At 58.3% G+C, this 23,267-nt stretch carries 21 protein-coding genes; 11 read left to right on the top strand and 10 right to left on the bottom strand.

The window, feature by feature from the left end; translation table 11 throughout:
• Positions 1 to 9 precede the first annotated feature (9 nt).
• From B5G34_RS12075 to B5G34_RS12055, 6 genes are all read left to right on the top strand, one after another.
• The gene (locus B5G34_RS12075) at positions 10 to 2,661 is read left to right on the top strand and encodes a calcium-translocating P-type ATPase, PMCA-type (RefSeq protein WP_087337730.1); all 2,652 of its coding nucleotides are present in this window, start codon (positions 10 to 12) and stop codon (positions 2,659 to 2,661) included.
• Between the two features lie 63 nt (positions 2,662 to 2,724).
• Positions 2,725 to 3,288 carry a rhomboid family intramembrane serine protease gene (locus tag B5G34_RS12070; protein WP_087337727.1) on the top strand — a complete coding sequence of 188 codons (564 nt, stop codon included), beginning with the start codon at positions 2,725 to 2,727 and terminating at the stop codon, positions 3,286 to 3,288.
• Between the two features lie 24 nt (positions 3,289 to 3,312).
• A complete protein-coding gene (locus B5G34_RS12065; RefSeq protein ID WP_087337724.1) occupies positions 3,313 to 4,461 on the top strand; it encodes a phosphoribosyltransferase domain-containing protein in 1,149 nt (382 codons plus the stop codon).
• Entirely contained in the window at positions 4,445 to 5,509 is a 1,065-nt protein-coding gene (locus tag B5G34_RS12060) for a cysteine protease StiP family protein (protein ID WP_087337722.1), read from the top strand. The genes B5G34_RS12065 and B5G34_RS12060 overlap by 17 nt, the downstream gene beginning before the upstream one ends.
• Positions 5,510 to 5,511: 2 nt before the next feature.
• On the top strand, positions 5,512 to 6,282 hold the full coding sequence (locus tag B5G34_RS18795) for an HAD family phosphatase (RefSeq protein WP_162609482.1): 771 nt from the start codon (positions 5,512 to 5,514) through the stop codon (positions 6,280 to 6,282).
• A 28-nt stretch (positions 6,283 to 6,310) separates the two neighbouring features.
• The gene (locus B5G34_RS12055; protein ID WP_162609481.1) at positions 6,311 to 7,639 is read left to right on the top strand and encodes a S1C family serine protease; all 1,329 of its coding nucleotides are present in this window, start codon (positions 6,311 to 6,313) and stop codon (positions 7,637 to 7,639) included.
• 65 nt (positions 7,640 to 7,704) lie between these two features.
• On the opposite strand, the gene B5G34_RS12050 is transcribed toward B5G34_RS12055, so the two are convergent.
• Positions 7,705 to 8,274 carry a TetR/AcrR family transcriptional regulator gene (locus tag B5G34_RS12050; RefSeq protein WP_162609480.1) on the bottom strand — a complete coding sequence of 190 codons (570 nt, stop codon included), beginning with the start codon at positions 8,272 to 8,274 and terminating at the stop codon, positions 7,705 to 7,707.
• A 276-nt stretch (positions 8,275 to 8,550) separates the two neighbouring features.
• On the opposite strand from B5G34_RS12050, the gene B5G34_RS12045 reads away from it, so the two are divergent.
• The 3 genes from B5G34_RS12045 to B5G34_RS12035 all read left to right on the top strand — a co-directional run bounded on the left by B5G34_RS12045 (position 8,551) and on the right by B5G34_RS12035 (position 11,348).
• Positions 8,551 to 9,354, top strand: coding sequence for a phloretin hydrolase (locus B5G34_RS12045; protein WP_087337713.1), 804 nt, complete (start codon positions 8,551 to 8,553; stop codon positions 9,352 to 9,354).
• A gap of 31 nt (positions 9,355 to 9,385) precedes the next feature.
• Positions 9,386 to 9,835 (top strand): hypothetical protein, encoded by a 450-nt coding sequence (locus B5G34_RS12040; protein ID WP_087337710.1) that lies wholly within the window; start codon positions 9,386 to 9,388, stop codon positions 9,833 to 9,835.
• Positions 9,836 to 9,980: 145 nt separating this feature from the next.
• Positions 9,981 to 11,348 carry an NAD(P)H-dependent oxidoreductase gene (locus B5G34_RS12035; protein ID WP_087337707.1) on the top strand — a complete coding sequence of 456 codons (1,368 nt, stop codon included), beginning with the start codon at positions 9,981 to 9,983 and terminating at the stop codon, positions 11,346 to 11,348.
• A gap of 267 nt (positions 11,349 to 11,615) precedes the next feature.
• Here the strand turns inward: B5G34_RS12035 and B5G34_RS12030 are convergent, their stop codons facing one another.
• The 7 genes from B5G34_RS12030 to B5G34_RS12000 are packed head-to-tail and all read right to left on the bottom strand — an operon-like array spanning position 11,616 to position 17,651.
• Positions 11,616 to 12,053 carry a hypothetical protein gene (locus tag B5G34_RS12030; RefSeq protein WP_087337704.1) on the bottom strand — a complete coding sequence of 146 codons (438 nt, stop codon included), beginning with the start codon at positions 12,051 to 12,053 and terminating at the stop codon, positions 11,616 to 11,618.
• Positions 12,050 to 12,667: a GTP-binding protein gene (locus tag B5G34_RS12025; RefSeq protein ID WP_162609479.1), complete on the bottom strand. Its 618-nt coding sequence runs from the start codon at positions 12,665 to 12,667 to the stop codon at positions 12,050 to 12,052. Before B5G34_RS12025 ends, B5G34_RS12030 begins: the two co-directional genes overlap by 4 nt.
• A 16-nt stretch (positions 12,668 to 12,683) precedes the next feature.
• Entirely contained in the window at positions 12,684 to 13,220 is a 537-nt protein-coding gene (locus tag B5G34_RS12020; protein ID WP_087337698.1) for a DUF2284 domain-containing protein, read from the bottom strand.
• A 16-nt stretch (positions 13,221 to 13,236) separates the two neighbouring features.
• Positions 13,237 to 14,802, bottom strand: a complete 1,566-nt coding sequence (locus B5G34_RS12015) for an ASKHA domain-containing protein (RefSeq protein WP_087337694.1) — start codon at positions 14,800 to 14,802, stop codon at positions 13,237 to 13,239.
• Between the two features lie 20 nt (positions 14,803 to 14,822).
• Positions 14,823 to 15,932 (bottom strand): uroporphyrinogen decarboxylase family protein, encoded by a 1,110-nt coding sequence (locus tag B5G34_RS12010; RefSeq protein ID WP_087337691.1) that lies wholly within the window; start codon positions 15,930 to 15,932, stop codon positions 14,823 to 14,825.
• 56 nt (positions 15,933 to 15,988) lie between these two features.
• Entirely contained in the window at positions 15,989 to 16,621 is a 633-nt protein-coding gene (locus B5G34_RS12005) for a corrinoid protein (protein ID WP_087337960.1), read from the bottom strand.
• A gap of 16 nt (positions 16,622 to 16,637) precedes the next feature.
• Positions 16,638 to 17,651, bottom strand: coding sequence for a uroporphyrinogen decarboxylase family protein (locus B5G34_RS12000; RefSeq protein ID WP_242957022.1), 1,014 nt, complete (start codon positions 17,649 to 17,651; stop codon positions 16,638 to 16,640).
• Positions 17,652 to 17,922: 271 nt separating this feature from the next.
• Here B5G34_RS12000 and B5G34_RS11995 point away from each other — a divergent pair, with 271 nt between their 5' ends.
• Positions 17,923 to 19,185 carry a helix-turn-helix domain-containing protein gene (locus B5G34_RS11995; protein WP_087337688.1) on the top strand — a complete coding sequence of 421 codons (1,263 nt, stop codon included), beginning with the start codon at positions 17,923 to 17,925 and terminating at the stop codon, positions 19,183 to 19,185.
• A 151-nt stretch (positions 19,186 to 19,336) separates the two neighbouring features.
• Here the strand turns inward: B5G34_RS11995 and B5G34_RS11990 are convergent, their stop codons facing one another.
• Positions 19,337 to 20,224: a LysR family transcriptional regulator gene (locus B5G34_RS11990; RefSeq protein ID WP_087337685.1), complete on the bottom strand. Its 888-nt coding sequence runs from the start codon at positions 20,222 to 20,224 to the stop codon at positions 19,337 to 19,339.
• Positions 20,225 to 20,382: 158 nt separating this feature from the next.
• Positions 20,383 to 22,323 (bottom strand): aryl-sulfate sulfotransferase, encoded by a 1,941-nt coding sequence (locus B5G34_RS11985; protein WP_087337682.1) that lies wholly within the window; start codon positions 22,321 to 22,323, stop codon positions 20,383 to 20,385.
• A 337-nt stretch (positions 22,324 to 22,660) separates the two neighbouring features.
• On the opposite strand from B5G34_RS11985, the gene B5G34_RS11980 reads away from it, so the two are divergent.
• The coding region (locus B5G34_RS11980; RefSeq protein ID WP_162609478.1) for a DEAD/DEAH box helicase at positions 22,661 to 23,267 on the top strand (607 nt) is incomplete at its 3' end.

Raw genomic sequence — 23,267 nt, 5'->3', positions numbered from 1 at the left:
GAAAGAGATATGCACTATAACGGACTTTCAGACAAAGAAGTTCTCGAATCCCGACAGAAATACGGCAGCAACCTGATCCCGGATTCGGAACCTACCACCTTCTGGGCGGAATTCAAGGAGACCTTTGGGGACCCCATGATCCGCATTCTGCTGGCCATCGCGGCGCTGATGATCGTCATGTGTATCTTCGGCTATGCCGACATCTATGAGCCCATCGGCACCATCGTGGCCATTCTGATCGTGGCCTTCGTGTCCGCCAAGACCGGCGTGGCCAGCGACACCAAGTACCGCCAGCTGAAGGACAGCACCAAAAAGGACCAGTGTAAGGTCTACCGCAACGGCGTCATCACCGTCATCGACATGGACGACGTGGTGGTGGGGGACAAGGTGCTCCTCCAGTCGGGCGACAAGATCCCCGCCGACGGCATTCTGGTGTGGGGCAGTATCAAGGTGGACAACTCCGCCCTCAACGGCGAGGCGGAGGAGTGCCCCAAGGTGGCCGCCGACGAGAGCTACAAGCTCTCCGATGAGATCACCGGCGATACCTTTGTGGACAAGCACTCCCTGTTCCGGGGGGCGGTCCTCTTCGACGGCGAGGGCGTGCTGGACGTGCAGAAGGTGGGCCTGTCCACCATGATGGGCAAAATGGCCGAGGAGATGCAGGAGGACGAGCCCGACTCCCCCCTGAAGGTCAAGCTGGCCAACCTGGCCAATATGATCTCCCGCTTCGGCTACATCGGCGCCATCGTCATTGCCGCTCTCTACTTCGGCTATTACATCCTGTCCGCCGGCGGCATCGGCCCCTACTTCGCCCTGGGCGCCACCCAGGTCATCAAGGACCTGGTGGAGGCGGTGTCCCTGGCGGTGGTCATTATCGTGTGCGCCGTCCCCGAGGGCCTGCCCCTGATGATCTCCCTGGTGCTGATGCAGAACACCAGCAAGATGCTGGACCACAACGTGCTGGTCCGCAAGGCCGAGGGCATTGAGACCGCCGGTTCCCTCAACATTCTCTTCAGCGACAAGACCGGCACCATCACCAAGGGCCGGCTGGAGGTGGTGGAGTTCTTCACCGCCGACGGCATCACCATCCCCCTGGCCGAGATCAACCAGCACGGCAAGATCAAGGGCCTGGTGGACCTGGCCATCGGCAAGAACACCCAGTCCATGTTTGACGCCCAGGGCGGCGTCATCGGCGGCAACGCCACCGACCAGGCCCTGATGAAGTTCCTGGGCGCGGAGACCTTCCACAGCCTGGAGAACTCCTGTACCGTGACCAAGGCCCAGAGCTTCAACTCCGCTAACAAGTTCAGCCAGGCCTACCTGGGCGAGCTGGGCAAGACCTTCTACAAGGGCGCGCCCGAGCGGCTGCTGGCCTGTGCCCGCACCTATCTGAGCATGAGCGGGGAGGAGCGGCCCCTCTCCATGGACGTGATCAACGCCAAGATCGACGAGCTGGCCAGCAAGTCCATGCGTGTGCTGGCCTTCGGCTACTCCAATCAGGAGATGACCGAGAACCGTATCAACGACGACACCGTCATCGTGGGCTTTGTGGGCATCCGGGACGACGTGCGCCCCGAAGCCCGGGAGGCCATCGCGGCGGTGCAGCATGCGGGCATCCAGGTGGTCATGATCACCGGCGACCGGCTGGAGACCGCTGTGGCCATCGCCCGGGACGCCGGCCTGCTCAAGACCGAGGATGACGTGGCTCTCACCTCCGGCCAGCTCAATGAGCTCAGCGACGAGGAGGTCAAGGAGATCATCCCCCGTATCCGGGTCATCGCCCGGGCTCTGCCCACCGACAAGTCCCGCATGGTGCGTCTGTGCCAGGAGATGAACCTGGTGGTGGGTATGACCGGCGACGGCGTCAACGATTCTCCGGCTCTGAAGCGGGCCGACGTGGGCTTCGCCATGGGCAGCGGTACCGAGGCCGCCAAGGAGGCGGGCAAGATCGTCATTCTGGACGATAACTTCAAGTCCATCAAGGACGCCATCTGGTACGGCCGCACCATCTACCACAACATTCTGAAATTCTGTAAATTCCAGCTGGTGATCAACGTGGCCGCCGTGGTGGTGAGCGCCATCTCCCCCTTCTTCGGGGTGGAGGAGCCCCTGAAGGTGACCCACCTGCTCTTCGTCAACCTGGTGATGGACGGCCTGGGCGCCATTATGCTGGGCAACGAGCCCGCCCAGGAGCGGTACATGAGCGAGAACCCCCGCCGCCGGGACGAGAGCCTCGTCAGCCGGGAGATGATGGTCCAGATCCTTACCATGGGCCTGTGGCTCACCGTGCTGAGCTTCGTGTTCCTGAAGGCCCCCTTCTTCGACCAGTTCTTTGCCACCACGGAGCAGAAGCTTACCGCCTACTTTGTGCTCTTCATCTGGAGCGCCCTGTTCAACGGCTTCAATGTCCGTGACGACGGCTTTGCCATCTTCAAGGGCCTGAATGAGAACACCGGCTTTATGAAGGTGTTTTTGGCCATCATCATCATCCAGGCGCTGATCGTCAACGCCGGTCTGGTGCCTGTGGCGGTGTGCGGCTGGATCAGCAGCATGTTCAGCTGTGTGCCCTTCGCCCCCATCGGCTGGGTGGTGGTGGGCATCCTGGCTGTGACCATGATCCCGGTGGACATGCTGCGCAAGGCGGTTACCCCCAAGAAATAAGAGGTCAAAAGGGGTGCCCCCGCCGGGGGCGCCCCTTTTTGCAAGAATGGGAGATTGGGAGCCATGAAGAAATTGCAGTACAATTCGCCGGTGATCCTCAGCTTCTTTTTCCTGTCCCTGGCGGCCCTCCTGCTGGGCAGGGCCACCAACGGCTGGACCACCACCGCCCTCTTCTCGGTGTACAGGGCGCCCCTGAGCCCCCTGGCTCTGTTCCGCTTTGTGGGCCATGTGCTGGGCCACGCCGATTTCAGCCACTTTCTGGGGAATATGCTGCTGCTTCTGGTGGTGGGGCCCCCTCTGGAGGAGAAATACGGCAGCCGTGCCCTGCTGCTGGCCATCTTCTTTACCGCCCTCATCTCCGGCGTGCTGCAATTCATGCTCTTCCCTCATACCGCCCTGCTGGGGGCCAGCGGCATCGTGTTCATGCTTATCATGCTCTCCTCCCTGGCCGGCATGAGGGGAGGGGCCATTCCCCTAACCCTCCTTCTGGTGGGGGTCCTCTACCTGGGGCAGGAGGTCTACTCCATCCTCTTTGTGAAGGACAACGTGGCCAACCTGATGCACATTGTGGGCGGCGTCTGCGGCACCGCCTTCGGGTTCCTGGCCGGCAGGAACCACAGAACCTGATTTCAAACAGCGAGGAAACAGCATATGCCTGAGTACACCCGTGAAAACACCCTGCGCATTGCCAAGCGCTTCCACAACCGCAAGCGGGCCTATCTGCTGGTCAACCCCCTGCAGGCCAAGCACATCCCGGTGTCCCCCACCCGGGCCCTGGAGATGATGGATGCCCTGGGGGACAAGCTGGCCCGGCGGTATCCCACCGCCCGGCTGGTCATCGGTTTTGCCGAGACCGCCACCGCCATCGGGGCCGCGGTGGCCCGGCGGATCTCCCCTGACTGCATCTACCTCCACACCACCCGGGAGTCCTTCCCGGCGGCGGAGGGGTGGATCGAGTTCCAGGAGGAGCACAGCCACGCGGTGGAGCAGAAGCTCAGCGGCGACGCCCTGGAGCGCTGGCTGCCCGAAACCGACACCGTGATCCTGGTGGACGACGAGATCTCCACCGGCAAGACTCTGCGCAACATGGTGGGAGAGCTGAAAAAGCGCTGCCCCGTGCTGGGGGAGAAGCGCATTGTGGCGGCCTCCCTCCTGAACCGGGTCTCCCCGGAAAATGAGGCCCTTCTGGAGGGGGCGGGCATCCGCAGCGAGTATCTGGTCAAGCTGCCCCTGGAGGACTACACCGCCCTGGTGGCCCCCCTGGAGATCCATGAGGCGGAGGAGGCGGAAGCCCGCCCGTGGCCCCTGCGTCAGGGAGAGCAGATTCTGCCCGCCCTGGCAGACCCCCGGCTGGGTCTGGCGGTGGGGGAGTGGCGGCAGGGCTGCGCCGCCCTGGCGGAGGCCTTTCTGGCTCAGAATGGGGCGGCCTTCCCGCCGGACAGCCGCACCCTGGTGCTGGGTACGGAGGAGTGCATGTACCCTGCCCTGGTGCTGGGAGAAGCGCTGGAAGAGCTGGGGGAGGGGAGACAGGTGTTCTGCCACGCCACCACCCGCAGCCCTATCGGCATCTGCGCCGCGGAGGGCTACCCCATCACCTCGGGCAGAAAGCTGCCCAGCTTCTATGAAGAGGGCCGGACCACCTACCTCTATGATCTGGCGGACTATGACTGCATCGTGGTGGTATCCGATACGCCGGAGCCGGGGACCGGGGCGCTGAGCGCCCTGCTGTCGGCCTTCCCACCTAATCCGGCCCGCAAGGTCGTTTATCTCCAAGGAGGACAGCATGTTTGGTACCTATAAGCCCCAAGATGTAGAGATCCTGCTGAAGGACATCACCGGCCTGGTGGAGCCCCTGCCCACCAAGGAGCGGGAGAAGCGCATTCAAAGCGGCGTGCACTACTCCGAGATGCTGCCCCTGGAATACGAGCCCTCCCCGGCCTATCTGGCCGCCTACCACGACGCCCTGACCCGCTACGCCCCCATGACCGCCCAGGCGGTGGCCTCAGCAGCCCAACAGATCTGGCAGGACAAGGGGGCGGAGGCCGTGCTGGTCTCCCTGGCCCGGGCGGGTACCTCCATCGGTGTGCTCATCAAGCGGTATCTGGCCCGGGAATATGGGGTGGATGTGAAGCACTACACCATCTCCATCATCCGGGGCAGGGGGATCGACCGCAACGCCATGAAGTATATCCTGGTCCGCCACAAGCCGGAGCACATCCAGTTTGTGGACGGCTGGACGGGGAAGGGAGCCATCCAGCGGGAGCTGAAACAGGCCATGGAGGACTACCCCGGCGTCAGCGCCGGGCTGGCGGTGCTCTCCGACCCGGCCCGGCTGGCCGAGAAGTGCGGGACCCACGACGACTTCCTCATTGCCAGCTCCTGCCTTAACTCCACGGTGTCGGGGCTGCTGAGCCGGACCTTCTACCGCCCGGACCTGATCGGGCCGGAGGACTTCCACGGCGCGGCCTGCTATCCCCAGCTGCGGGAGCAGGACCTGACCTACCCCTTTATCGAGGCGGTGGAGGCCCACTTCCCCGCCCGGGGGACGGCGAAGCTCTGTTTGTCGGCGGAGGAGGGGACGGAGCCCTTCACCGCCCTGGAGGAGGTGGACCAGATCTGCCGCAATTTCTCCATCGCCGACCGCAATCTGGTCAAGCCCAGCATCGGAGAGGCCACCCGGGTGCTGCTGCGGCGGATGCCGTGGAAGATCCTGGTCCGCAGCCTGTCCGACGAGGACCATCTGGGCCATATCTATCAGCTTGCAAAGGAGAAAGGCGTGACCCTGATGGAGTACCCCCTGGTGCACTACCGGGCGTGCGGGCTCATTCAGTCCATCGCTGACAACTGACTATGGAAAAGACCATTTTCGCCAGTGATCTGGATAATACCCTGCTCTTCTCCCATAAACACGCCCGGCCCGGCGACCTGTGCGTGGAGTATCTGGAGGGGAAGGCTCAGGGCTATCTCACCGGGGAGACCCCGGAGCTGCTGGCCCGGGTCATGAAAAAGGCCCTCTTTGTGCCCGTCACCAGCCGGTCCATGGAGCAGTACCTGCGCATCTCCTTTCCCCAGACCTGCCGGCCCCGCTATGCCCTTACCACCAACGGGGCCTTCCTGCTGGTGGACGGCAAGCCGGACCCCCAGTGGGCGAGGGAGTCGGAGGAGCTGGTAGCCCCCTGGCGGCCCCGTCTGGAAGAGGCCCTGGGGGCTCTGGAGGCCTGGCCCGCCCCCAAGCGGTGCCGCATCGTGGACGGGATGTTCACCTTTGCCGCCTGCGACACCCCGGAGGAGGCCCAGGCTCTGGCTGAGGCCATGAGGGACGCATTTCCACTGGACATGGGGGTAACGGGGAGGAAGGTCTACTTCTTCCCGCCGCCCATCAACAAGGGGGCGGCCCTGGACCGCCTGCGCAGCCGCTTCGACGCCGAACGGGTGCTCTGCGCCGGGGACAGCCCCATCGACGGCCCCATGCTGGGCCGGGCCGATGTGGCCATTGCGCCCAGAGGAATTTTGCCGGAGCAGGGCGGCCCCGCCCGCCGGGAGTGGGACGGCTCCGGCCGCTTTTACACCTTTGTGTTGCAGCAGGTCCTCTGGGAGGTGGACGGAGAGACCGCCTGCTGAGTACCCAGCTGTCCGAGGAGGGGGAACCATGGCAAACTACAGCGCATATTTCCAGGCGGTGCTCCGCCCGTCCACGCCCAATCTGACAGAGGCCTTCTTCTCTCTGGACGGGCGCTACTCCAACTTCCGGAAGGAGACCTTCTTTGCCCGCTGCCTGTGCGGGGAGGGGTATCCCGCTCTGGTACAGCGGCTCCAGGCCTGGCAGGGGGAGGGGAAGTGCGGCCGGCTCTTTCTGCCCGCCTTCCCCAAGCAGCCCGACCAGGGGGAGCTGAAGGACTACCTGGAGCGCTACGACGGAGGAACGGACCGCCTGCCCTTCTCCTTTGAAAACCCCATTCTGGAGGAGGCCTTCCGGGCCCACTACCGGGAGACCCTGGACCAGTTCCGCAGGAGCCGGGGCAGGGCGGAGGAGTCCATCGTCCGCAATTTCGGGGTGAAGCTGCTCTTCTGGATCGACCGGTGCTTCCCCAAGCTCTTTGTGGACACCGGGCGGATCGGAGCCTCCCCCAAGTTTGTGTGCAGCGGTACCGTCAAGCTGCCGGAGTATCTCTTCCTCTGCCTGCTCTTCCGCATGGGCTGCGACGTGCTCTATGTAAGCGGGGAACAGGACGTGCAGGTGCAGGACGACCAGCTGCTCCAGCTGTCGGTCCTGGTCCGGGAACAGATTCCTGCCTCGGCCCCGCCCCGGCAGTCCCAGGTCAGTACAGCCCGCCCCGCGCCCCAGGCCCCGGCGGCGCCCCCTCCGGAGTACCGGACTGCCCCTGCCCCCGCTCCGGCGGAGCGGCGGGAGCTGGACTATGTGGAGCTGGCCAGGCTGGCCTCTTCCGTGGTCATGCTGGAGGTGTACGACGGGGAGCAGCAGTGCTTCAAGACCGGGTCGGGGGTCATCATCAACCAGACCGGCTACATCCTGACCAACTTCCACGTGGTGGCGGGAGGCCGGTATTTCGGGGTGCTCCTGGAGGGAGAGCAGGATGTGTGCTACACCGACGAGCTTATCAAGTACAACCAGGACCTGGACCTGGCCATCCTGCGCATGGAGAAGCAAAGACCGCCCATCCCCGTGTGGCGGGGGGGCGGGGAGCTGGTGAGGGGCCAGAAGGTGGTGGCCATCGGCAGCCCCCTGGGCCTGTTCAACACCGTCTCCGACGGCATCATCTCCGGCTTTCGGACGGTGGGGGAGCGCTCCATGATCCAGTTTACCGCCCCCACCTCCCACGGCAGCAGCGGCGGCGCCCTGCTGAACCTGTACGGGGAACTCATCGGCATCCTGACGGCGGGCTTTGACGACGGCCAGAACCTGAACCTGGCAGTGGACGCCGGGACCATCCTGGACTTTGCCCGGGGCCTGCTGTGACGGCTCAAAAGAAAAACGACCCCCCGGATATGCCGGCTGACGGCATATTCGGGGGGTCGGTCTTTTTATGGCGCAGGCTGGGCCGGGGTGATGGGCTGCCTGAGGGAGCGGGCCAGCAGATCGTCCATGTAGCGGCACAGGGTACGGTCGGGGATGTCGGGGCACTCCATGGTCACATGGGTGTACAGCCCGATAAGGGCGGAGGAGAACATGACACCCTGGATCTCGGCGTCCAGCTCATTGACGTTGCGCTGTTCCAGCTTACGGCGCAGGCTTTTGACGATGTCCTTTTTCCACCGGTAAACAAACATGGGGTCGCCCCGGTTGCTCAGCAGGGCCCGGTACCAGCCCAGGTTCTCCCGGATGTGGGCGATGGTGCGCAGGGCGGTCTCGGTGCCGCTGGTGTGGTCCATCACGTCGGGCAGGTTGCGGCAGATCTCCCACAGGGCGGAGAGCAGCCGGTCCTCCACCTCCTGAAGCACGGCGAACTTATCCTCAAAATAGAGGTAGAAGGTGGAGCGGGCAATGCCGCAGGTCTGGCAGATGCCCGAGATGCTGACGCCGTCGATGCCGTCCCGCTGATAGAGGGTCAGAAAGGCGGACTCGATGTCCTGAATGGTGCGCTGGCGATTCAAGGCTCCCCGGGGGGACATTTCCATCAACTCGCTTTCATACGGTAAAACGGCAGGAACAAAGGATTCTGGCTGAAATGCTGTAAAAAAGCGGGGCCTTTGACTAAATAATTATTATATTTGACCAGATGGTGAAATGCAAGCAAAATCCGCCCCATTCGGACACTTTGCCCTCTTTTGTGCAGTAACTGTACGGCTGCTTTTTGTGTGATGCGTACAACAACGGCCCCGTCATGCTATGCTCACCTCAGCAAAACAAACAGACAAGGAGGAGCTTTTATGAGCCAGAGACCTGTCCTCAACGCCCAGGAGCGGGCGCTGTCCTACGCCAAATACTACGACCTGCCCATCACCCCCATTCCCGCCGAGAAGATCGCCATCCTGGAGGGCGGTCCCATGGACCCCAAGGACGCCCTGCCCATCGAGCGGCGCAACGACCTGTTCCTGCCCGGCTATCTGCCCGGTGAGATCGGCTACTGCGTCATGCCCAATGGCACCGGCTACCTGGCCAACCGCACCGAGATGCCCGGCGTCACCCCCGAGATGTTCGAGTGGTGGTTTGCCTGGCACGGCCTGAACGACATGCGCTACCGGATCTGGGACCCGGAGGACCACTTCTACGCCCGCCAGCAGATGCCGGACAAGGTGCTGGACCCCAGCGTGCCCATGCGGGAGAAGACCTGGGGCACCGTCCACCATGTGCTGGAGGACATCGGCGCCGGTCCCGACGAGCTCATCCTGAACTTCCGCTATCCTCACGAGCTGGGCTATGACGAGTCCAAGGTGGGTACCCCCGCCTGCGCCACCATGATGTGCGCCAACGGCCACGGCCCCAAGCCCGGCGAGGGTGTGGCGGCCATCATGACCCACATGGTGCGGGAGATCGAGGGCGGCATCGAGCTGCGCAGCCGCTTCTGGATCGGCTACGGCCTGGTGGACGGCCAGGTGGTCAAGCTGCTGCCCGACGGCGTCAGCGTGCCCCCGGTGGTGCCCATGGGCCTGTTTGCCCACAACCTGAAGGAGTTCGGCCACCTGGCCGCCATCCTGCCCTCCCTCTACGCCGAGGAAAAGGACCGCTGGTAAGCGGAGCAGACCGAAAAGGAGAAGGAGTATTATGTGTAAAAAGAAAGATTTCCCCGTGGTCATGAACGTGTTCCTGGCGTTTTTCATCACCCTGGCTGTGACCATCTTCAACCTGGCGGTAAACAACAACCTGAATGTGCCCGCCCTGGTGGTGAGCATGATCTACGGTTTCTGCCTGAACCTGACCCTGGAGACCATCATCGACCTGCCCGCCTTCGGTAACTTCTTCGTCAAGAAGTTCGGCCTGAAGATGGAGAGCCTCCCCGCCTACTTTGTGCGCATCTTTTTCATCGTGCTGCTGCTGGTGCTGCTGATGAGCTTCATCCTCATGTTCTGCGAGGTGGGCTTCCTGCTGGGGGCCGGATTCTTTGGCTTCTGGATCACCAAGGTGCCTGCCATCTTCCTGGTGGCCTATGTCACCGCGCTGATCTTCTTCCCTGTGTGCATCAATGGGGCCAAGGCCCTGTGCGTGCGGGACTGAGCCTCTGTCCAGAAGGGCCGGGCTGTGAACTTTGGTTCACAGCCCGGCCCTTTGCTGGTTTCAGGAGGCAGTCGGATTTGACAGCGCCGGTGAGATACCTTACAATATTTCTGTTCCGGCTGCTGCATGAATGGGAGGAAAAGCCATGAAGATCCTTGTTTTGAACGCCAGCCCCAAGGGGAAAAACTCCACCACTGTTCACACCGCCCTCTATTTGCAGGCCCTCCACCCGGAGCACACCTTTACCGTTGTGCCGGTGGGCCAGCAGATCAAACGCTATGAGAAGGACTTTGCCCCCCTGCGCGCCCAGCTGGAGGAGGCTGAGCTGGTGCTCTTCTGCTACCCGGTGTACACCTTTATCGCACCCTATCAGCTCCACCGGCTGATTGAGCTCATCAAGGCAGACGGCGTGGATTTGTCCGGCAAGTTTGCTTCCCAGATCACCACCTCCAAGCACTTTTACGACGTGACCGCCCACCGCTATGTGGAGGAGAACTGCTTTGACCTGGGGATGAAGGTTGTGCGGGGACTGTCCGCCGATATGGACGACCTGCTCACCGAAGAGGGCCGCCGGGAGGCCCGGAACTTTTTCGATCAGCTGATGTTCTCCTGCGCCCACGGCCTGTTTGTCACGCCCCCCGCCCCGGCGCCCCGGCGGGAGAAGGAGATCTACCAGCCGGTGCTGCCCGACGTTGCCAAGACCAAAGACAAAGATGTGGTCATCGTCACCAACTGTGCCCCGGAGGACCAGAATCTGCACAACATGATTGCCGATTTCCAGGCGGCCCTGCCCTTTGAGAGTCGGGTGGTCAATCTGCGGGACTTCCCCTTTGCCGGGGGGTGTCTGGGGTGCTTTGGCTGCGCCGTCACCGGGAAGTGCGTCTATCAGGACGGCTTTGACCAGTTCCTGCGCAATACCATTCAGACCGCCGACGCCTTTGTCTATGCCTTTACCATCGCGGATCACTACACCCATTCCAGCTTCAAGTGCTTTGACGACCGGCAGTTCTGCAACGGCCACCGCACCGTCACCCACGGTACCCCCATCGCCTACCTCATCAGCGGCGACTACCGGTATGAGAGCAACCTGCGCATGATCGTGGAGGGCCGCAGCGAGGTGGGAGGCAACTACCTGTGCGGTGTGGCCACCGATGAGGGGGATACCGCCGCCGACATCCAGGCGCTGGCGGACAGCCTGGTCTTTGCATTGAAGAAAAAGCTGTCCCGCCCGGCCAACTTCTACGGCGTAGGCGGCATGAAGATCTTCCGGGACCTCATCTATGTCATGCAGGGCCTGATGAAGGCCGACCACAGGTTCTACAAGGCCCACGGCATCTACGATTTCCCCCAGAAGCAGAAGAAGCGCATTTTGCAGATGAAGCTGGTGGGGGCGCTCGTTGCCATTCCGTCGGTGCAGAAGAAGATGAAGGGCCAGATGAACCAGTACATCATCGGACCCTACCAGAAGGTAGTGGAGCAGGCCGGGGAGAAAAGAAAAGCCAGCGGGCAGTAAGAAGCGTCCGTCAAAAGAAAAGCAGGCCGCCGGTATCCCGGCGGCCTGCCTCAACAACAAAAAACCGCTGTTTTCGTAAGAAAACAGCGGTTTTTTCTGGTGGACGATACAGGACTTGAAGTTGGTGTGTTCTTTAATGAGGGATATTGCTTTTTTAAAAAACAAGGCTTCTTAAGGAGGCATTAGGTGTATATATTCTATTTTGTACCGTTATGGTTCTATTTGGTTTAAAGGGAAAAGGGAAAATACAAGGGAAAATTGATAAAATCAGATGACTGAGGTATTCCGCGGAAGGATGGAACAAAATTTAGGAAAAAATTTTTCGAGATCATCTTCCTGAAGCGCCGTGGTGTTCCATAATGAGATAACGTTTACTGTCATTTTCCAATATATAAGCTGATTCGGAGTGGGCGAGGTGCCCAAAATGGTTTGATCTGTTTCGCCTAAGCGAGTGACAGAAAATGCGAGGCGGCCGTTCTGATTTGTGCAGTCTTTCCAGGAAAGAAGGGCCTTTACATGACCATAAAGCACGCCGTCTTCTGCCAGGCGGGCGGCAATTTGCTGCAGTCCCTGGACAATGCTGGCTTTCAGATCTTCCAATGAGATTTCGTAAGGATGCGTACCCTCGCAGCTGTAGCTGAATGCCAGTGCATCTTCCAGCAGCTGCTCCTCGGGCGTATGGTGATGATGGTCATGGTGGCTCATTCTGTGCACTCCTTTCCGGAGACAAAGGCTTTTGAAACCTGTGTCCAGACCTCGGCGGGGCTGAGTGAAGCTGCACTCATGGAGAGGATAACGGCTCCTGGTGAAAGTGCTTCGATTTGTGCCAATGTCTGCGGAGAAGGAGGCTGGAGATCTACCTTATTGATCACAACTGTATCCGCACCGGCCAGCTGCCGCCGGATCACTGGCTCCATGCGGAGAACCAGCTTGTCCCAGCGCGCCATATCGGCTACCGCAAGGGTATGCAGGCGGGCTGTCAGGTCTTTTGGGGCATACATACGGAAGACCTCCCGGATGTTGTCCATCATGGCAAGGCCGGTCAGCTCTACCACAACCCAGTCCGGTGATAACTCAGCCTCCAGCTTCTGCACGGTTTCCAGCAGGCTTCCGGAGAGCTGGCAGCACACACATCCGCCGAACAGAGGTACAACTTTGATGCCCTCCTGACCGGTCAAGGCGGCGTCAATGCCTTCCTGGCATGCTTCATTTTCAATCAGTGCGACAGTCAGACCTTGCTCTGTTATACCGTGGAGCAGCTTATTGATCAATGTGGTCTTGCCAGACCCCAAAAATCCTCCGCAAAGCAACAGCTCCAATTTGAACGCCCTCCCTTTAATTCACCAGCATACAGGCGGTGTAGGTAATCGTTTTTGGCCCATAGTAGTAGGGCAGGCCAGAATCCCGGCATACATCGCTGACCACCAGACCATAGGCCTCCATGGAGGGGGTAGCCAGATCCGGGAACCGGCAGGGTGTGTCGGGACAAGTACATTTCGGGCAGACGGTGCAGCCGCCGGATGCCATGGGCAAGCAATCAGGACAAATTGCCCGCACCTGCGTCACAAAAGCCTGAAAACGCTGTTTTTGAAGCTGCTCAGTTTCCATCATGCACTCAACGTCAAAGTCGTCTTCCATCTCTCCGGTGGACTGCAGCAGAATTCCGCATTGGTAGCGGGCAGCTTGAGCTGCAATTTCCTCCAGAGTTCCGCAGTAGGGCGGACAGGTCCAGCATTTTCCGTAATTATGACAGCGACCCGATGCACACATCTCCCGCACTTCCGGCAGGAAGCGCAGTGCATCTGTATTCAGCGGACCGGCATGGGAAAAGCCTACTTCAGCGGCCAGTGTCAACAATTCTTCCAAGGTCATGGTAGCTTCCTCCTGCTTACTCAAAGATCATGTGGTCCAGATAAGCATCATTGAACTGGGCAAGACCGGACAGCTCCAGGTATTCGCAAAGGCCTTGGGTGGCAGTCAAGGCATGCCGGGCCTCTTTGGACAACAGTGCTGCGCGAGCGCCTGCTCCCGCACTGTTGCCTACTACATGCAGCTTGGGGAGTAAGTCGGACGGAAACAGGCCGATTGCGGCGGCGCTCTCCGGACGCAGAAAACTGCCGAAGCCTCCCGCCAGATAGAAGACGGAAATATCGGCGGCAGTCAGTCCTTTTTCCTCCATCAATGTTTCAATACCCGCAGCGATAGCGGCCTTGGCCAGCTGAAGCCGGCGTACATCTTCTGCAGAGACCCACACGTGTTCTGTTAGATGAAACCGCACAAAGCGCCCCTCTCCCTCCAGACGATCGGCGAATTGTGCGGGAGCTTCATCGGCAGGAAGCAGTCGGCCGGTTTCATCCACGATTTCCAACTTCAGAAGGACAGCCAGAGCATCCAATAGCCCTGAGCCGCACAGTCCCAGAGCTTGACCGCGGCCCAACACGGAACAGCAGATCTGATCGTTTTCCAACCATACCTTATCGATTGCACCAGGAACTGCAGCCATGCCGCAGGAAATGCACGCGCCTTCAAAGGCCGGACCTGCTGCGGTGGAGCAGCACAGCAGACCGTTTTGGTCGCCAAGAGCCATTTCTCCGTTGGTTCCCACGTCTACAAACAATACGGGCTGCTCAGCATGGGCTGCGTCCACCGCCATCAGGCCTGCGGTAATGTCTCCTCCTACATAGCCCGACACACAGGGGGCCAGTGTAAGGGTTGCATCCGGAGCGGTTCCCAGGCCGAAGGTCTCGGCCGGAACGGTGTTGCCAAAGAGAGAGGCGGGGGTAAAGGGAGCCACGGCAATTCCAGCCGGGGACAGTCCGGCAAAGAGATGTTCCATAACGGTGTTGCCGGCTACATATACTTCCTCTACCTCAGAGGGACTTCGGTCTGCCTGTGCGCATGCGCGGGCGAGCAGCTCAGTCAGCTGAGTCCTGATGGCTGCGGTCTGAGCGGCCAGGCCGTCAGGATGCTCCATGGCATGCTGCACCCGGGCGATGACGTCTGCACCAAAGGAACGCTGGGCGTTGCCTGCGCTGACAGTAGCCAGAGTCTCCCCAGTGGCCCGGCTGCATAGGTGAAGTACCACGGTGGTGGTGCCGATGTCCACAGCAGCGCCCAGTCCGGTTCCTCCGCCCTGGGAAACAAACCGGGATAACCCTTCCTCTGCGGCCGTCAGGCTATCCAGGCCAAGTTCTACGGTACAGTCCCCCTGGATGACGGTCAGACACATAAGCCGGCGTTCATCCCCAGGGGTGAGCAGTGCCCGTTCCCGGGGAGACACAGACGACACTTCTCCGGTGATTTTTGCCAAACAGCGCCCGCAGCGTCCGGAACCTCCGCAGGGGGCTTCCACATGTAGGAAGCCCCCTGTCCGCAGCCCCTCCAGCACGGTAATGCCGGGCGTAACAGTTACATATTTGCGCATGTCGCCCTGTACGATGCTTAGAGTTGCCATATTGCGTTCATCCTCACTAATTATTTACGAACGGAATCCATCATAGCCTGGAGGTTTTCCAGCTTGCAGTTCAGCGGGATCTCACAGCCGGAACCCAGCACCAGTCCGCCGCTGCCGTTCAGTGCCATCTGAATCAAATCCTCACAGTAGGCACTGACCTCATCGGGGGTGCTAAAGGCCATCAGAGTGGCAGGCACATCACCGCGAATGGCAAGCCAGCCTTTGAGAATGTCATAGGCTTTGTGGATGTCAGTCACACCGTCCAGCTCCACAAGGGTACTGCCCTTGGGCAGTTCCAGCAGTTTGGGCAGCATGGGCAGCCAGTTTCCGTCCGCGTGGAGAACTGTCTGAACACCTGCCTTATGGAAGGACTCGATCATCTCCTTCAGAGCAGGCCAGGAGAACTCCTCGAAAATCTCCGGAGAGATGGAGTTGGCGTCAGAACGCATGGCAAAAAGACTGGCCCGCTTAATGGGGGAGTGCTCCAGATTGCCCAGAACCTGGCCAATCACTTCAGAGGTGCCCCGCTTAATTGCGGCTTTGACCAGATCGGGCTCGTCATAGAGATCGTACACAAACTCCTGGAAAGAGCGAGTCATGGAGAGGGCGTCAAACACAGGCGCGCTGGCGGAGCCGTGAATGGGGACCACGCCGTGGGAGCCCAGGTACTGGCCGATCTTGGCGGAGTTCATGCCCACCTGCATCCAGCGCTGTCCCAGCTGCTCCGGGGTCATGGGGGGATGCTGGATGGTGCAGAGGTAGCGGTTGTACCACTGGAGCCGGCCGTTCTTCGCAATATCCTCATAGTCCTCCACTTCCATGCGGCAGGTCTCATGGAGCTGGAAGGACTCGTCGGGGCCCACCTCGTGGCCGGGGCGCATGGCCTCCAGCCCGTGGAGGAAAATCACGTCCTGGGGCCCATTGCCCTGGCACAGGTCGGGATAGCCCACCTTCTGGAAGGTGATCTCCAGGGCCTCCAGCCACTTGTCGGTATCCTCGCAGATATCCTGCTGGGTAAACCCGGCCACTCTGCCGGGGTAGATGAGCATCATGGGGTAGACAGGAATATCATGACGGTCTTTGATGGGAAGTACGTCCATACAATGCTGTACTTTTTCAAAAGAGTTCATTCAGAGTCCTCCTTCATCAGAGCTTATTTGCTCTCCCATAGGTATTTGACAGTATCTCAGCCAATCAGTTCTGCCGCTTTGTCCGCCGCGCTGGCAGCGTCGTCGGTGTAGGCGTCGGCGCCGATGCTGGCGGCAAATTCCTGGTTCACAGGGGCGCCGCCTACCATGACCTTTACCTTATCCCGCAGACCGGCGGCTTCCAGTGCCTTTACCACCTCACCCATAACCGGCATGGTGGTGGTCAGCAGGGCTGAGCAGGCCACAATTCCACAGTCCTGCTCCTGCACGGCCTTCACAAAGGCCTCGGGAGCCACGTCCACGCCAAGGTCGATGACCTCAAAGCCCTTGCCTTCAAACATCATGCGGACCAGATTCTTGCCGATGTCGTGCAGATCGCCTTTTACCGTACCCAGCGCGATCTTGCCCTTGGACACGGCGCCCGCCTCAGCCAGGTGGGGCTTCAGAAGTTCCGCACCGGCGTTCATGGCGCGGGCGGCCACCAGTACTTCGGGAACAAAAATCTCGTTGTCGCGGAAGCGAACACCAATCACATCCATGCCGGCCAGCAGACCCTCGTTCAGGATCTGAGGAGCGGGGATACCCTCATCCAGTGCCTGCTGCACCAGAGCCGTTACCTGCTTGCGCTTGCCTTTTTGCAGCGCCTCAGAAATTTCAGCCAGAATACTCATGTTGACACGCTCCTTCTTATTGATGATAAAATTCATTTACTGCTGCAAAAAATGCGTCAATATTCTCCCAACTGGATGCCGGAGGAATATCACAGCCGGAGGAAATTACGAAGTTTTCATACCCGCAGCAGGCATTCATGACCTCCAGTGTTTTGGCACGGATGCTCTCCGGTGTGCCGCCGCGAAATTCCCCGGCGGGGTCTACATTGCCCATCACCAGCACGTCGGACGGCGACGCTTCCATAACTGCTTTCATATCCACGGCGTTGCCATAGTGATAAGCCATGGCGCCGCAGCCGTACCATTGGGGCAGGGCACGGATCACAGAGTTGCCGCAGTTGTGCAGCAGTACCATAAAGTGATCGTCCTGGACAGCTTCAATGATCTTCTTGACATAGGGGATTGCAAATTCTTCCATCAGGTCGGGAGAAAGAAGACCGGCGGCAGGTTCAGCAATGCAGACACCGTTTGCACCAGCCTCTTTGAAGCCCTGAATGTAAGCGATGATGAATTGGGTGGCTTTTTTCAGGGTGGTTTCCACCATCTCCGGCTCTTCATAGCAGTTGATCATGATCTCGGTCATACCCATCAGTCTACCGGCCAGGGAGAAGGGGCCGATTACTCCGGCAATCACGGGCCGGTCGGTGATGCGCTGGCAGACCTTCTGAATGGCATCGATGTAAATTCCTGTCCGTCCTGCGCCCACCTCCGGAACTGCCAGGGACTCTGCATCCTCCGGTTCCACAAGGAGCGTGCCCACGACAGTGGGTACTTCATCTTCGCTCAGGAAAATTTTTGCGCCAAAAGCCTCCGCTTCCACCGAAAGATCCATCATGGAAACCGCAGCTCCAGTAGGACAGCGCTGAGCAACACGGACCATACCTTCTGCCTGCTTTTCGCTGTCGTTGACCAAGTCACCCACAGTCACGCCCAACAGCTGTATGCAGGGAAACGACAGCACAGGGACGGCTTGCTTCTGCTTGGCCTCCATGACTTGTGCAATCCACTGGCGCATGTTCTGTTTACTCAATGGACTTCAACTCCTATTTCAATTTGGGGTTATTGTAGCGAACTTTGCCTGGGGTGTAAATTGAACTTTGTGCGAATTTTATGATTTTTGTATGCTTTCATTTTTGGGAGTTTCTTCTTTTCTCCACCAGTTCCCATTAAATATCAGACTGAAAGCCATTCAATCAAAATAAATTACCAAAAATAAGACGGTTTTTTACAAGAGCGCTTTGACAGAGGGAACGGGCAAGTGATATCATGATAAAAGAGAACAGAAAAAGGAGTGGTTCGCCATGCCCGGATTTGATCTCAATATTGCCAAAGAAATGGTGGAATCGTTTGCTGCTGCCAGTGGGTTAGGGTGCCGTTTGCTGGACGATCAAGGCAACATCCTCAGCCAGGCAGGACTGACGGACGACGAATGTACGTACCTGCGTTCTTTGCCGGGGCAGGCCCCGGTATGCCGGGATTTACATGCCCACGGGCTCCATGAGGCACAGCGCTTCGGCGGGCGTTATATCTACTCCTGTGCCGCCGGTTTTGCCTATTGCTCCTCTCCCATTTTAACGGAAGGTGTTTTTGCAGGCGGACTTGTGGCAGGACCGGTTATCATCAGCGACATTGAGGACTGCATGGATGATATCATTCTCCAGTGGGACTTGCCTGCACAGAGGGTTCGGGCGCTGTATCTTTTTCTGAGCAGCATTCCCCAGGTTGCTACGGACCGCCTGCGGCACCTGTCCAACCAGCTTTTTGCTGCAGCGGTCTATATCTCGGACAGCAGCTATGCCTTCTTTCTCAATCACAGCGGCTACCGGCAGCAGTGTGATATAGGCGAATATGTGCAGCAGGCCAAGGGCCTTCAGGGAGATGTGACCTATCCGATCGAGACGGAACAAGCTATGCTTGCCGCAGTTTCCCAGGGAGACAGTACTACTGCCTCCGCATTGCTCAACGAACTGTTGGGGCACATTTTCTTTCTTTCCAGGGATGCTACTGCTGTTCAGACCTATGTTACAGAGCTTGTGGTGCTGCTTTCCCGGGCAGCGATCAATGGTGGTGTGGCAGTTGAGCAGGCTATGGAGATCAGTCACCGCTATTTGCAGGAAATTAAGAGTTTAACTGCCCAAGAAGAGGTGGCGAGCTGTCTGAACCGTGCATTGACCCGTTTTGCGGATCTGGTGTTTGAGTTGTTGGGCACCAAGCATAAAAATGTGATCCGAGAGGCGATCGGCTATATGTCCGCCCACTGTGCCAGAGCATTGCCGCTGGCTGAGGTGGCAGACTATGTGGGCTATTCTCCGTCCCATTTCTCCAAGGTGTTTAAGGAGGAGATGGGCTGTGGGTTCCGGGCATACCTTAACCAGCTTCGGGTGGAGCGCAGCCGTGTGCTTTTGCTCTCCAGCAATCTGTCCATTTCCGAGATCTGTGAGCGCTGCGGCTTTGAGGACCCCAGCTACCACTGCAAAGTGTTTAAGAAATTGATTGGGGTAACCCCGGATAAGTACCGCAAGCAGAGCAGACGCATTGATGCTCAGCTGGAGTACGGGGGATAAGTGAGAAGGGGATTTTGGAGCTGCAGCCCACTTCCCCGGATAAAAAGGGTCCAATCACCATCCATCAAGAAAAACATGGTATCCATACCGGGATAGATCGGCATTATGGATCAGTCTTGCTTGAAGAATGGGATCGGACCCTTTTGGTTTATTATTGCGCCGCATCAAATTGGTCACGGCATAAAGTCATGATGTAATTTACCAGCTGCTGCCGCTGGGGCCATACCGCAACGACTTTTATATCCAGAGCTTCTGGCAGCAGAACTTTTTTCATGCCCCGCATGGCGTTTGTAACATTTTCTCCAAGTATGGCATAGCCGTGGCCCATTTCCAGATGCGCCATAAGTGTGGAAAAATTGGACAGTTCAAGAATCTTTTTGGGCTCAATGCCCATCCACGCAAGGCTGTGCATGCTGTACTCATATACCCGGGGAGCATTGCCCTTTTCCACAGTCAGATAAGGATATGTGCAAAAATCATCTTTGTTTGGATGGGGGATCTGCGCCAGTTCTGAGCTTTCGGAATAGACCAGCGCGCTTCTGCGGCTCACCATATCTTGAGACTGAAACCCTTCACATGGAACATATTCTGCCGATAAAGTAAAAAGCAGATCAATCTGTCCGCGCTCCAGCGCCTCGCGGTTTTTTTGAAAATTTCCGCAGGAGAGCGTAGTGCAGACATTGGGAGCATAATTGCGGAGGCAGTGAAAAAACTGGGGAAGAAAATTATCTACCACCGCACCGTCAAAACAGCCGATGCGCAGGTGAAGTTTCTGCTCCATGGCGGTTTGAATGGCGCGTGCCTTGGCCAGCTCCAGTTCTTCCATCAGCCGGGTCAGATCTGTTTGAAGCTGAGTGCCGGCAGGGGTCAAGCGAACATTGCGGCTGCTGCGCTCAAACAGTTGGATGCCCAGTTCATCCTCCAGCAAGGAGATTTGTTTGCTTAGTGCCGGCTGGGAAAGGTAAAGAGCGCGGGCGGCAGCGGTGTAATTCAAATGGTGGGCTACTGCCAGAAAGTACTCCATTTGGGTCAGTTTCACTTTTTGCTCCGCCTTTCAGATGGTTTTCTTTGCGATATTGCTTAAGCGAAATTTGAGTAACTGATATGGTAGCATATAGGCTGTTGTTTTTCAATCAGGACCGATATAAAACTGGGAGAGGTCTGTTTGCAGACCTCTCCCAAAATATTGTATTGTACTTAGCCGGCGGTCTTGTAAGTACGGTAAGAGAACAGTGCCTCGTGAGTCTGGATCAGGGGGTTGCGGTCGGCATACAGCTCAAAGGTGATCTCACCCGTGGTCATGTCGTACTCGGTAAAAATGGGACGGCTGCCCTGCCGCAGATCCTCGTAACCCGTATCAGAGATGGTTCCCTGGGGTGCCTGTGCGCCGATGGTATCTACCACGCTGTGCAGACCCCAGCCGATGACTACGGCGGTGTCGTCGTCATACTGTACGCTGCCGCAGTGAGAGGCAATGTGATATCCATCGGAAAGATGGTTGAGATCCGTGCCGTTGATCACATCGATGATCTGCGCGGTTCCGGCAGCGGGGTCCAGTTCCGCCACAAAAGTACGGGTAAGCGTGGGAGCCATGGTGGGTGCGGGGGGCTGCATCAGGAAGGGGGCGTCGCCGGTCTGGTTATCAAAGACGCTGATGACCGGATTTCCGTCCAGGGTATGGTCGGCATTCTTGTTAGTATATCGGGCAAAGTGCTGGCCGTAAGTCAGAGCGGTAAACTCGGTGCCCTCCTCATCCTTGCGGGTAGAGGTAAAGTCCTCGTATCCGGTAAAGGTGCTGGCTTTTCCGCCCAGGATCCACTCAATGGCGCCGCTGGCCATGTCGAACTGATAGACTGCGCACTGGTCCCGCATGGAGACCAGCAGCTTGTCAACAGAACCATCGGCCTTCAGGGTATAGTCCAGACTGTTGGGATGGACATAGTCCTGCCAGCCCTCCGCCAGAGAGAACACCGGGTCACCCTGGCCGGTGGTAGTGTCAATACCCTGGTCAGTGCTGCCGGCGTAGTTGCGCTTCTCGATGGCGGTCTCATACAGCAGGGGATAGTCGGTGGTGTTGATCTCAGCCACGACCTCACCGTCCTTCACCTCCTGGAAGATGCCGGCCCACACATAGGCGGTGGAGGTGCCGTCCACACCGGTCACCGTGTCGGGCAGGTTATTTACCTCCAGGGGAGTATAGCTCAGGGTCAGGTAATGATTCTCGCCCAGTACCAGGAACTCGTGCTGGTCCAGGTAGCCCTCACCATGGGTATGGTTGGCCTCCTGATTGGGCAGCAGGGTCAGCGTGTCAACGTCGGTATAGTGGTCGTCCATGACCAGATATAGGCCGCTGGAATAACCGCCATTTACGTTGCGCAGCTCCACCCGCAGTTCCACAAAACCGGTGAAGAAGGTGCCATCGTCCGTGACCTGAGACGCAAAGTTTTCTGCCATGGACTCGCCCACACAATTCATGTTCCGATAATAGATCAGCTCACCCTCCGTGGAAACCCGCAGGAAGAACTTGTCCACGGCAAAATCATATACGCCCTTGTTGCTCTCGGATACCTGAGCCGTGGGAATAGTAAGAATAGGCATCAGCTCATGTACGGTATGGATGCGGTAGACATTGCCGTCCTCCATGGTCACGGTGATGACCTCGTCTGCAGGCTTCTCCGCCTGGATGGCAGCGGGAGTCAGTGTAAAGGAGTCACCGGTCACATCCAGGATGCCGGTTACACTGCTCTCTGCACTCTGAATGGCCTGAGAGCCGATGAAGGTGAGTTCGCTTCCCGCTACATAGGCGTTAAGATAGTAGTCCTGCTCATGGCCGTCTTGCACAGAGGGGACCAGCACCATGCCAGAGGCGCCGCCGGCCTCGCTGACGCTGAGAGGGATATCGGCAGCCTGAGGAACCAGGGGGACTTGCTCTTTCAGCGCAGCGATCTCATCGGCAAAGTCAAAGTTTACGTTGGAGTAGTTCAGTTCTGCTACGCTGGCGACTTGATTGTGTGTACTGGTCTGGGGAGCCTCGGTTCCGGGTGCGGGGGAATTCTGAGCAGGCTGTCCCTGGCATCCTGTACACAGGGTAACAGCCAGTGCTGCCGCAGCAGCCAAGGATATCACTTTCTGATTCATTTCTCTTTTCTCTCCTTTTTGCCTAATTTTCGCCGGAATAGGGTGAGGCCATTATAAGAAATGAACAGAGAAAAGAGAACTATTATCTGGCTATGGATGGATAACCTAATGTTATAGATGCATAGAATCACTTGTATGAAGGCCTATTTAGTACCTATTAGAATACATATTTTCCTTAATAATATGGATAAAGTGTCCCTGCATGCGGTTTTTGCTAAGTTCCATCAGACGAGTGAATCCGCAGAACAGTCCACCAAAAGCCATTATAAATTGAAATACCCCCAACATGATTATAGGGCTGCACAGAACAGCTCAAATCATATTGGGGGTATTTTTTATGAAAATAAACTATGACATAAGAGAAGCTATGGATGCGCTTCAGCTCAAGACCTTACGCAAGCACCAGATCCAGCCCATCAACAGCATCCTGGACAGACGGGATACTTTGGTCATCGCACCTACCGGTTCAGGCAAGTCTGCCATCTTCCAGGTACCTGCCCTGGTCATGCACCAGAAGCACTATACCTGGACCCTGGTTATTGAGCCCACTCTGTCCCTGATGGAGGATCAGGTGCAGGCACTCAACGCAAAAGGGATCCGTGCAAACCAGATCTCGGGCAACCATCCCATGGACTTCGGCCATATCACGGTGACCACGGACGGACCTGTATGTGCGCTGGACCTCAGTGCTCCATTCCTCTACATCACCCCGGAACGCCTGCAGTCCGAAGCATTTCAAAAAAGCATCAATGAGAATCCTCCTAGCCTAGTGGTGGTGGATGAAGCCCACTGTGTGCTGGACTGGGGCTATACCTTCCGCTCCAGTTACCTGAAAATCGGCAAATGGATCTCCACCCTGAAAAAGCGCCCAGTGGTTGCCGCCTTTACGGCTACAGCACCGGAAGCCTACCGCTCAAAAATATGCTCCCTTCTGGGCATGGATG

It is taken from the genome of Flavonifractor sp. An82 (assembly GCF_002159265.1).
In the GTDB taxonomy this organism is placed as follows: domain Bacteria; phylum Bacillota; class Clostridia; order Oscillospirales; family Oscillospiraceae; genus Flavonifractor.
The sequence above is the reverse complement of the archived record's forward strand: the minus strand, read 5'-3'. Positions and strand labels throughout refer to the sequence as shown.

Coding starts and splice junctions, on each gene's coding strand:
- B5G34_RS12015 (WP_087337694.1), bottom strand. CDS start 14,802: ATGGCAACTCTAAGCATCGTACAGGGCGACATGCGCAAATATGTAACT.
- B5G34_RS11985 (WP_087337682.1), bottom strand. CDS start 22,323: ATGAATCAGAAAGTGATATCCTTGGCTGCTGCGGCAGCACTGGCTGTT.
- B5G34_RS11995 (WP_087337688.1), top strand. CDS start 17,923: ATGCCCGGATTTGATCTCAATATTGCCAAAGAAATGGTGGAATCGTTT.
- B5G34_RS12030 (WP_087337704.1), bottom strand. CDS start 12,053: ATGAGCCACCATGACCATCATCACCATACGCCCGAGGAGCAGCTGCTG.
- B5G34_RS12065 (WP_087337724.1), top strand. CDS start 3,313: ATGCCTGAGTACACCCGTGAAAACACCCTGCGCATTGCCAAGCGCTTC.
- B5G34_RS18795 (WP_162609482.1), top strand. CDS start 5,512: ATGGAAAAGACCATTTTCGCCAGTGATCTGGATAATACCCTGCTCTTC.
- B5G34_RS12060 (WP_087337722.1), top strand. CDS start 4,445: ATGTTTGGTACCTATAAGCCCCAAGATGTAGAGATCCTGCTGAAGGAC.
- B5G34_RS12070 (WP_087337727.1), top strand. CDS start 2,725: ATGAAGAAATTGCAGTACAATTCGCCGGTGATCCTCAGCTTCTTTTTC.
- B5G34_RS12055 (WP_162609481.1), top strand. CDS start 6,311: ATGGCAAACTACAGCGCATATTTCCAGGCGGTGCTCCGCCCGTCCACG.
- B5G34_RS12020 (WP_087337698.1), bottom strand. CDS start 13,220: ATGACCTTGGAAGAATTGTTGACACTGGCCGCTGAAGTAGGCTTTTCC.
- B5G34_RS12010 (WP_087337691.1), bottom strand. CDS start 15,932: ATGAACTCTTTTGAAAAAGTACAGCATTGTATGGACGTACTTCCCATC.
- B5G34_RS12040 (WP_087337710.1), top strand. CDS start 9,386: ATGTGTAAAAAGAAAGATTTCCCCGTGGTCATGAACGTGTTCCTGGCG.
- B5G34_RS12005 (WP_087337960.1), bottom strand. CDS start 16,621: ATGAGTATTCTGGCTGAAATTTCTGAGGCGCTGCAAAAAGGCAAGCGC.
- B5G34_RS12075 (WP_087337730.1), top strand. CDS start 10: ATGCACTATAACGGACTTTCAGACAAAGAAGTTCTCGAATCCCGACAG.
- B5G34_RS12035 (WP_087337707.1), top strand. CDS start 9,981: ATGAAGATCCTTGTTTTGAACGCCAGCCCCAAGGGGAAAAACTCCACC.
- B5G34_RS12045 (WP_087337713.1), top strand. CDS start 8,551: ATGAGCCAGAGACCTGTCCTCAACGCCCAGGAGCGGGCGCTGTCCTAC.